Origin of the sequence: Amycolatopsis sp. WAC 01416 (assembly GCF_003947485.1) — a bacterium.
GTDB lineage: Bacteria > Actinomycetota > Actinomycetes > Mycobacteriales > Pseudonocardiaceae > Amycolatopsis.
Genome location: NZ_QHHX01000010.1, coordinates 441,820 through 451,135 on the forward strand (window position 1 = coordinate 441,820; position 9,316 = coordinate 451,135).

Genomic DNA, 9,316 nt, shown 5'->3' on the forward strand with positions numbered 1-9,316 from the left:
CGGACCCGGATTCGTTATCCGGCAAAGCGAAGGACGCGCGGGCTCTGGGAGTCAACCCCATCGCTCATTGGACCAACACCCGCCCGACCATGGGCAGGTTCCCGGCCGGATAACTGGCGCCGAACGAGTTCGTCGGCATGATCGATCGGGCTCGGCGGACTGATCTACGAATATCAGCAGGTCGCATGATGTGACACAGTTCTCGGCCCCCACACGTGTCCGTCGCACGTGTTGTCTCCATAGCTACGCCTATAGGTGAACGCCCGACGGCTGAGTGATGAATGGCTGGCTGAGTGTGTAGCGCAGCCGGGGTGCCTCCGATGATCAGAACGGTTGTTCAAGGGGGAGGGCACGATGGTTCGTCGCGCGCTGGTGTGTTTTCTGCGGTTTGTCCTGGTGTTGTCGCTGACGGCGGGCGTCGTGGCGGCATTGCCTGTCGCTACTGCGGTGGCTGCGGGCAGTGGGGGCGTGGATAAGCCGCTCAACAGTGTTCCTGATCAGCCCGATGTGGATCCGGCGAAGGTCTCGGTTCCTTCGGAGGAGACTCCGAAGCTGCCAGCAGCGGGGTCTGCAGCGCGGAAGTCGGTGGATGACGCGCTGGCGGCACGCGACGAGGCTACGGCCCGTGTCCGGCAGAAGCTGACGCCGGTGCGGGTGGAAGGCGCGGCAGCCCTGCCCGTCGAGGTGAAGGCGGCGCAGCGTCAGGCGGCCGCGCCGTCATGCGGCGATGGGGGCCCGCCCTATGACCTGAAATGGGAGAACCTGGGCGTCACCGTGCAACCGTTCTTGCCCACCGGTGGCCGGGTGAAGCTCCGGCTGACGATGGTAGGTGCGGGAGACCTGCCTGCGGGGTCGGCTTTCGTCAGTTATCACCTGGGTGGTGCGTCCGGGTTGCCGTGGGTGAAGTACGACGGGAACCCCTCGCAGGACATCACGGTTCCGTTCAGACAGGGGCAAGCGCTCGAACTGGAGGCGCCGCTGGCGGGTTTGAAGCCGGGCAGCCATTTCGTCGCCTGGGATGTGTTCGTCAAGGGGTATGGCTGGCTGAGTGAGAAAGGGGTCTGTTCGCTCAGCGTCTTCTACAACGTCGCGAACCGTGCTCCGAATATCAGTGTGCTCGGCCCGCCGAATGGCGGAACCACCTTGAATCGTTCGCCGTCTCTGGCCGCGGTCGCGAACGATCCGGACGCCTATCCCTTCGCCAATCCTCGATACCTGTTCACGGTGTGCTCCGACAAGGCGATGACAACGCACTGTGAGACGAGTGGCTGGCAGGATCACTGGGCGTATCAGGTGCCGGACGGATATGCCCGCTGGAACCAGACACTCTGGTGGAAGGTCGAGGTAACCGACGGTGCCCTGAGCACCGTCACTCCCGCGATGGCGGTCATAGTGGTGCCGCCCGCGCCGGACCAGTGGCGCACCGTCGGCAGCGGCATGAACCTCAGCACGGTGCGTGGCACGGTGCTGCCATTCGGCATGTACACGCGCCAAGCCGTGGATGTGGAGGTGCGGACCGAGTCGACACCGAAACTCCGGGTGAGCCGGGGTTACTCCAGCGCGGCGACCACCGCCGGGCTCGTGGGCGCGATGGGCCGCGGCTGGATGAGTTTCTTCGATTCCCAGGCCAGCTGGAACACGGCGGAACAGTCGTTGACGATCACGTATCCGGACGGACGGCAGCAAGTATTCGGAAGGAACCCCGACGGAACTTTCGCGGCTCGGGGTGACACCGGGTCCAGCAACACAGTGAAGCTGGTATGGGGGACCTATGAGGTCAAGGCCGGCGATGGCGAGGTGCTGCGTTTCAGTGCGAGTTCCGGCCAGTTGCAGGAGATCGTGGTCCGTCCCGCGACCTACAACAAGACGATCAGCATCACCCGCGACGACCAGGGGCGGATCGTCGGACTCGGACAGTTCAACTCCGGACGCCAGGTGTCCGTCGAATGGTATCCGCCGGGTGGTGAAGGAGGCTGCCGCAGCCGCGAGCTGATCAAGTCCATCACTGGCGAGGCACCCGCACCGGGTGAGGCACCCATCCGCGTCGAGTATCGCTACACGGCGTGCGACCGCCTGTCCGAGGTCTGCAAGGTGGGCGTCGGGTGCGAAAAGTACGCCTACGACGACCAAGCCCGGCTGATCGGTGGCGCGACGCGGGCCGGCCGTCCGCTGGACCGGGTCATCTACCGCGCCGTGGGATCGCCGGAGGTCTCCCGTGTCGACACCGCGGCGGACCCCGACCAGAGCACCACGTTTACCTACTACAGCCTGCCGATCTCTGAACCGGCTCAGTCGGACTACCTCCAACATGTGAACCGCTCAGGCGGGAGAACGGTCCAGACCTTCGACGGCAAGGACGAGACCTACCTGTTCGACGAACTCAACCGGCTCATCGAACTGCATCACGCACCGATCCGCGCGAATCCGCAGACGGTGGTGTACCGCTTGTGGAACTACAGCCCCTACACCGGGCGGCTGGAAACCTTCTTCGACGAGAACTTCAATACCACGCACATTATCCCCAACCCGAACGGTGATGTGGCCACACGATGGACGAACCGGAAAGTCGATGATGTCGTCGGCGCCAATTACCGGTACAACTACACCGTTCCGTTGGACGATCCACGATACGGGACCATGCTCACGAGCTATCCGTATGATCAGGCCACCAAGCCGTACGAACCCGAAACTTATCAGTACGCTGCGCATAACGGCCTCCTTATCGCGAAGACCATGGCGCGCGAGACCGGGGCTCCGGCAGGAGTGGAACGGTACAGCTATACCCAGGGAACGGAAGCACCGGAAGATCTCCTCGTCAGCGTGACGAACGCCGGGGGCACCGTGATCTACGACCGCAACCGCGCGGGTGACGTGATCGGGATCCGGAACACCGTGACGGGGGCGCGTACCGGATTCGAGCGGGACAACCTCGGCCGGATGACTGCCAAGGTCGAGTACTCCGCGGCGTTCCCGCAGGGAGTCCGGACCACGTACCGTTACGACGCGGCCGACAACATCGTGGGCGAGGTCTATCCGGAGACCACCGACGCGGTGACCGGCGAGGAACATCAGCGCGTCGTGACCCGAGAGTTCGACCCGGACGGGTTGCTGCGGTCGGAGAACAACGTCGACGCACCGGCTTCTGCTCGCTGGCGTGCCGCGCATCCCGACCGGGCGGCCGCCGACCCCTACACGCGGACGACGACCTTCCGCTATCACCCTGACGGAAAACTCGCCGAACGCGTCGGTCCAAATAACGCGAGTTTCAGCTACGAGTATCACCGCGGTCGACTGGAGAACGTATGGCGACCGGACGGCAATCTCGATGTCCACCTGTACGACGCGAAAGGACGCCTGACCACCGTCGAACGCCGCAGCACCGACGGCGTGATCCGGGCCATGGCCAAATACGGCTACGACCCCGCTGGGTACAAGATCTCCGAGATGGACGCGGCTGGACGGGTCACGCGCTACACCTACAGCTGGGACGGAATGCCCATCCGGGCCATCCGGGTCGTCCCGGCCACCGCGAAGGCGGCCGAGCGGGAGATCGAACTTTGGAAGCGTTCCTATGACGCGCTGGGCAATGTCACCTCGGAGACATCGGCTGCGGGAACCCGGACCACCACAGGGAAATACTCTCCGGCCGGGAAGATGCTCGAGCAGGTACTCGACCCGTCAGGAGTGAACCGCAAAACCACCCACACCAACGATCTGTGGGGGAGGCCCATCCAGATCGCGGTATCGGACAAGGACCGCGCCCAAACCACAAAACTGACCTACGACGCCGGTGGCCGCGTCGCCGAGACCCGGGTGGTCACCAGCGCGGGCGATCTCGTCACGAAGAAGACCTACGACGAGTACGGACGCGTGCTCACCATTACCGACCCCCGCGGCGTCGCCGGTGCGCAGCTGGAGGCTTACACCTCCGCTGTTCGCTATGACGAGATGGGCCGTGTCGTGGAGGAACGAGGGCCACCACGCGAAATCGAGAATCATGGCCAGACCGCGGCGGTCCTCGCCCCGATCACGACTCGGGGCTACAACGCCTTCGGCGAACAAGAGCATCTGCGCGACGCTCGTGGCGGTGTCACTACCGCCGAATTCGACAAGCTCGGCCAGACCGTCGCCTTGCACAGCCCGGTCTATCAGCCCGCGGGCGGGCCGCCGACCGATGGTGTGGTCCGCTACGAATATAACCAGCTCAACCAGATCACCAAGAAGATCGACGCCGTGGGTGGTGAGATCACCTACGCCTACGACCCCTACGGCAATCTCACCACCCAGTCGGGACCCAAGGTTGGGGACGCCGTCCCGGTCACCGTGTTCACCTACGCACCCGGTGGCCTCGTCAGCCGCATGACCGGGCCGACGGGAGCGGTCGTCGAGTTCGAGTACGACGTGTTCGGGCACGTCACCACGAAGACCAATGTGGTGCGCGTACCGGATGGCCCGCCGCTGCGCTACAGCACCACATCTGTGTTCGACGACGCCGGGCGGATGACTTCCCAGACAGATCCGGAGAACAGGACCACCCGCTACACCCATAACGCCGTCGGTGAAGTCACCGGAGTCGACCCCGGCAGCCACGGGGACCAGACCTTCGAATACGACTTCGCTGGCAATGTCGTGCGCCAGACCGACGCTCTGGGCCGCACCCTCACCACGACCTATGACCAAGCAGGCCGCCGGACCACGACCACTGTCATCGGCGCCAAGGGCGAACGACTGCCCGGCGCCACCACCGAATACGACCCCGTTGGCAATCCCATCGCCGTCACCACGGCCGAGGGGCGCCGCACCGAGCGAACCTACGACGCGGCCAACGCCGTCCGGTCGATCGTCGAGCACCCCAGTGCCGGCACCCCGGTGACCACCACCTTCGGCTACGACCTCGCAGGGAACCGCACCCGCGTGACCGACGCCCGCGGCAACAGCACCTGGCAGACCTACACACCCTGGCAGCTGCCCGAACGGGAAATCGACCCCGCGACACCGGCGTACCCGGCTGAGTCCGACCGCACCAGGGCGATCACCTACGACTCATCCGGCCTGCCCATCACCGAACAGCGCCCCGGCGGCATCGTCATCCAGCGCACCTTCGACCCAGCCGGAAACCTCACCGGCGAAACCGGCACCGGGCCCAACACCCCCACCGCCACCACCAGCGTGACCTACGACCTCGCCGGACGTGTCCTCTCCGCGGGGCACCCCAAGGGGCGGCAGACGTTCCGTTACGACGACCGGGGACTGCTGCTCGACTCCGACGGACCTGCCGGAAAGGCGGCCTTCCGTTACACCGCCGCAGGGCAGACCAGCGAGCGCACCGACGCCACCGGAAAGACCGCCTTCACCTACTACGACACCGGCACCGTCCGCACGCAGTCGAACCCGGACACCGGCGGCACTCTGACCTACCTCTACGCCGCGGACGGGCAACTCGACACCCAGCAACTCGGTGCGGTGGCCAGCCGCAAGATCGAGTACGACGCCTTCGGCAGGCTCTCGAAAGACAACCTCGCCAAGCCCAGCGGCACCGTCGACACACTCACCTACACCCTGGACCGCGACAACAAAATCACCGGCAAGTCCAGCACCGCCGACGCCGCCTACGGCGGCACCTACGACTACGACCGCGCCGGACGGCTCACCGGATGGAACCCGCGAAACGGCGCGCCCGCCGAGACCTACGAACTCGACCAGGTGGGCAACCGCCTCTCCACCACCGTCACCCCGGCAGGCGGAACTCCGTCCGTGGCCGAACATTCGACGTTCGACGCCCGCAACCAGCAGACGACACGCGAGATCCCCGCGAAGGCAACCACCGGATACACGTATACAGCGCGCGGCACCCTCGCCCGCGAAACCACCACACTGGTCTCCGGCACGAGCTCGGCGACCGACACGGTCTTCGACGCTCTGGACCGCGTGACCAGCGACCGCGGCACACAGTACGAATACGACGCACTCAACCGCGTGGCGAGCCGCAACGGCGTGGCCTTCGCCTACGCCGACGGCAATGACGACCCCGTGGTCGTTCCCGCGACTGATCCAGCTCAGACGGAGACAGTCGGCCGTGACCTCAAAGGCAAAGCCACAAGCGTCAAGACTGCTCAAGTACTCACGATTCCCTGGGCGGACGCGCACGGCGACATCCGCGCGCTCGTCGATCCCGCGACCGGCGACATCCGCGCCCGCAAGACGTTCACCCCGTACGGGCGCTCTGGTGAGGTGAGCGGGCCACCGAGCACGCTGGGATTCCAAGGCGACTGGACCGACCCCGGCACCGGCCGGGTGTCGATGGGAGCCCGGTGGCTCGACCCCGACACCGGCCGATTCACCAGCCGGGACACCGTTCCGCTCAGCCAGGACACCGCGGCGGGCACCAACCGGTTCAGCTACGGCGCCGGCGACCCCATCAGCACCATCGACCCGACCGGTCACACCGCCTGGCCATGGGACCTCGGGCTGGGCGGCGTCCTGGACGACATCGGCCGCGCGATCGGAAGCTGGGGAGACGACGCCGCGGCCCTGGGAAACTGGATCTGGGGCGGAGTCAAAGCCGCAGGCGAATGGGCATCAAGACTGCCGCCCTGGGTGAAGATCCCCGCCAAATTCGGCAGCAGAGCCATCCCATACGTCGGATGGGCACTGCTCGGACTTGACATCATCGACATGCTCGACACAGCCGAGTTCACCGGGGCACGGCCGGTCGAGATCCCTGCCATCGCGAAGCCGTACGTCGTCCCGATCGTCGCGCCCGCGCCGCCCCCGGTACCGCCGCCACCGCCGCCGACCATCGTCAAGACGGTGACCAAGCGGGTCCCGGTCACCTGGATGGAACCGGAGAAGACCACCTACGTTCCCGGCTACCGCATCACCAGCTACACCCAGCACATCGACACCTACCAGCACACCACCATCTACTGGTCCAACGGTGCCGTCGTGCAACTACCGCCCTTCCTCTCGGAATGGATGACGGTGAGCTGGTGGGAAGCCATGCCCACCATCGACCCCGGCAGAGCCGAGCAAGTCCAGGTCGGCACCACCGCTGACGATATCCTCGGTCATACCGAAAGCCGGCAACCACAAGAACATCTCGGCGGCTGCGGCCTCCAAGGCACCGAAGTCGACTGCCTCGGCGAAGCCCTCGCCCCCACGATGGGCGGCTGCTTCACCCTGCTCGACACCATCAGCGCGTGCTATCCGGACACACCCAACCCGCAAGCGAACCAGGGAGGGAAGGAACAACGTTCCACCCATCAGGGGCCAACACCCGTACCGCAGCTCAACACAGCGCTCGCAAACTCGTGTGCGAACGGCGGCCAAGCGCGCAGCGACGGGACCAGATCTGCGCAAACCTGGACCAACTGCAACCTCGACATCGACGAACTCAATGGCGGCCACGCCATCGAGAGACACGTCGGCAAAAGCGACCAATACTTGATCGATCGCAACATTCCCAATGCATCTACCTTTCCAGATCTTGACACCGCAAAGCGTGCCGCGACGCATAACCTGAACGAGAACTGGGGTGCGATACAATGGTGGCTCAATAATACAACGAGCATGAGGATTGAGATCGGATCAAACCTTCCGGCTGGAACGTCGGGCCGGGTGTACTCAAGAAGTCAAGGAACCTTTGTTCCGGCAAGAGGAGTGGTTACTGTACTGAAGCGCGATCCGAGCATGCCTGGAGGTTTTTTGATTATCACAAACTATGCAAACCCGTGAGGTATCTGTGCTCGAGTATCTAGTGCGTTGCTATTTTCATGAAGACTACGACCTTGAGGCGGAGAGTCCGATTGATGTAGTGAAGAAGTTTGCCGACGAGGAGCCTTCGGGCTTCTCCCGAGAGTTGCTGTCGGAATTGGAGAGCCTAAAGCACGAGGGCTTGACGGAGGAGGGGGCTCGCAGGCTATGGCTTGAACAGTGTGGCGCAATGTACGAGCCGGACCGCAAGGGCGGAATTAGTTACCTGGAATGGTTCGAGCAGATGAGAAACGTGGTTAAGCAACGGCTCGATCGGGAATCCTAGGGTGCGCCATGCGCCTCCGTGGAGCGCGGGGCTATGTCTGGACGAAGACGAAGGTCGTGGTCGGTGACGCGGCGGGTTCGGAACTGGTCAACAAGCCGTGTCGCTATGGGTATTACCTCGCGGCGTCCGTTGAAGATGCTGAGCAGCCGCCAGCCCGGAGGTGCCGCCTGACACGCGATCGTCCGCCAATAGGTGTGCGTCCCTGTTCCCATCCGTCCGCTGCGCAGACGGCGATGCTGCGCGACTGGATCACCGCTCGGTCGGTGCTTGGCGTCTGATTGGGTCCAGTTCGCCAGGGTTCGGTAGCCGTAGCGACGCCCGGCTGCGATCACGGCCCCGCTGCACACGTTGCGTGTCCTGCGCGTCACCGAGCCTGAGGTGAATCCGGGATCCGACCCGCGCGCCGCCGACGGCACTCCGCCGGTGGTTGGTGATATTACTAGCGGGTGACTACTGAGATCCCTCCGAACGAGCCGATTGCGAACTTCGTTCTGCCGATCGCGAAGGTCGGGCCGGGCGCGGCGGCAGACGAGCTGGAGTACGTTGAGCTTCTGGGGACGTGCTTTCTCCTCTCGGGCTCGAGGGGACTCGCGATGACTGCGAAGCATGTTGCGAGGGGGATCACTGTCGGCGAAGCGGCAGTTATGTTCAATCGAAACGGCACTTGGCAGCTAGCTGCGGTGCAGGGGATCGAGGAACACCCAGCTGAGGACGTTGCTCTCCTTCGGCTAGAACCCGGCGACTACCCGTCGCCGTTCTCCGTCAGTCGCTTCCATGTCCACGCCGGCTGCTAGTACATGGTGTGGGGTTACCCGGACGCCATCCTTCGCGAGGCGGCTCCTGGGCCCGGCGGGGTGGTACTTGCGCGACCAGACCTTGCCTACTCGGAAGGGCACATCCGGCGCTGGCTTACGAACATCCCGCTCGATCATGGCCCCCTCGGCACCAAGTTCTACGAACTGAGCGCTATCGCTGGGAATGGATGCTCTGGCGGTCCGGTCGGGACTGTAAAACGTTCGGTGTAACTCCCGATCATGGTAGTGCACCTGATGACCGACAGGATGTCCGGCGTGGAGAACGCCGAGGACTCGAAGCCAGGGACCGGCCTGGACGGCCTGGATGAGCAGCTCGTCGCGCAGCTGCTGAGCAGTGCCAAGGCCAGCGGGCTGAAGCTGACCGGTGAGGGCGGGGTGCTGCAGCAGCTGACCAAGCTGATGCTGGAGTCCGCGCTCGAGGGCGAGATCACCGATCACCTCGGCTATGACAAGCACGACCCGG

The 9,316-nt window shown here is 64.6% G+C and carries 3 protein-coding genes and 1 pseudogene; all 4 read left to right on the forward strand.

Translation table 11 applies throughout. The features are described from left to right. The first annotated feature begins 354 nt into the window (after positions 1–354). Positions 355–7,734 carry an RNase A-like domain-containing protein gene (locus DL990_RS32990; RefSeq protein ID WP_125801023.1) on the forward strand — a complete coding sequence of 2,460 codons (7,380 nt, stop codon included), beginning with the start codon at positions 355–357 and terminating at the stop codon, positions 7,732–7,734. Continuing rightward, on the forward strand, positions 7,721–8,038 hold the full coding sequence (locus DL990_RS32995; protein ID WP_125801024.1) for a contact-dependent growth inhibition system immunity protein: 318 nt from the start codon (positions 7,721–7,723) through the stop codon (positions 8,036–8,038). The genes DL990_RS32990 and DL990_RS32995 overlap by 14 nt, the downstream gene beginning before the upstream one ends. Positions 8,039–8,484: 446 nt before the next feature. Then, positions 8,485–8,832: a hypothetical protein gene (locus DL990_RS33000; RefSeq protein WP_125787177.1), complete on the forward strand. Its 348-nt coding sequence runs from the start codon at positions 8,485–8,487 to the stop codon at positions 8,830–8,832. A gap of 255 nt (positions 8,833–9,087) precedes the next feature. After that, positions 9,088–9,316: pseudogene (locus DL990_RS33005) on the forward strand (IS256 family transposase); the annotation flags it as partial.

Coding starts and splice junctions, on each gene's coding strand:
- DL990_RS32990 (WP_125801023.1), top strand. CDS start 355: ATGGTTCGTCGCGCGCTGGTGTGTTTTCTGCGGTTTGTCCTGGTGTTG.
- DL990_RS32995 (WP_125801024.1), top strand. CDS start 7,721: ATGCAAACCCGTGAGGTATCTGTGCTCGAGTATCTAGTGCGTTGCTAT.